This is a genomic window from Acinetobacter sp. YH16042, assembly GCF_013417245.1.
GTDB classification, from domain to species: Bacteria; Pseudomonadota; Gammaproteobacteria; order Pseudomonadales; family Moraxellaceae; genus Acinetobacter; species Acinetobacter amyesii.
Genome location: NZ_VPEJ01000143.1, coordinates 1 through 1,023, shown reverse-complemented (window position 1 = coordinate 1,023; position 1,023 = coordinate 1). Strand labels below are relative to the sequence as shown.

At 32.9% G+C, this 1,023-nt stretch carries 1 protein-coding gene and 1 pseudogene; one reads left to right on the top strand and one right to left on the bottom strand.

From position 1 onward, the window contains the following. Positions 1 to 487: pseudogene (locus FTV37_RS17625) on the bottom strand (hypothetical protein); the annotation flags it as partial. Between the two features lie 59 nt (positions 488 to 546). Here FTV37_RS17625 and FTV37_RS17620 point away from each other — a divergent pair. Further along, positions 547 to 1,023: type IV secretion protein Rhs (locus FTV37_RS17620; protein ID WP_180064352.1), on the top strand; the 477-nt coding region annotated here is incomplete at its 3' end.

Here is a 1,023-nt window from a genome sequence, read left to right as displayed (position 1 = left end):
AAAAAATAGAAATAGCTTCAATAATGGGGTGAAACATCCATACTGTAATATTCATTGGCTGTAGTGGGCTAAGCTCATAGGGCTGTGATGGTTCAAAGCGTTGTATCGTATAAAGTTGTGCACCATGCTCAGTGTAACGAGAACAGAGTAATTTCGTGTTCTCGACTTGAAAGTAGTCAGTCCCTACTTTGAGTTCTCTTATCTGTCTAGAAATATCGAGGCATTGGGGGAGTTTAGCAATGTTTGAATGCGCTAATCTTTTAAAAAATTCTATCGATCTTGTCACCACATAGCTTTCACCTGTCCCTGTAATAATGCCTTGATCCCATGGATGAATTTTTGTGGTTTTTTTAGGATCGAATTGAGCATCACCTGTTTCTGTTAAAACAACTTGCTTATTGTCTGTAGTGAAACTGACGCTATCATTCAGTTGAATAGCGATGATGAATGTCATGCTTTGGTTAAAAATCATTGAATTATTAATCATTTATATTACGCTAAATTCAGGCTCAATTTTTTATAAATTTATAAGAAATAGGTAAATCTATGGCTGGTGGATCTCAGATCATCATTAATAAAGATGGGATAACTATTATTACCCCGACAAAGTTTGAGGCTAAAGCAGGGCAGCATTTATTTAAACAAGGAAGTAAAGTCAACTTTTCGTTACCTGAAATGCCAAATGTTGTGCTTCCATATAGTAATAAATTAGATGTATACAATTTATTTAAAACTGATGAACTAAATAATATTAGCGACTTAAAATATTCAGTCGTTAGAGAAAATGGACAGTTCCAAAAAGGAAATCTTGATGAATATGGAAGAACAGAACGGATAAAATCAAATCAATCGGAAAAAGTAAAAATTTTAGTTGGTGGCGATGAATGGCATTACTATATAAATACTTTTTCAGGAACGATGGATGATGAGATTTTAATTAAGTTTGTTGATCTCATTGGTGAACCTATTGCAAATTTAGAGTTCAAACTAAGTGATGAAAATAACAAGACTATTTTAATAAAT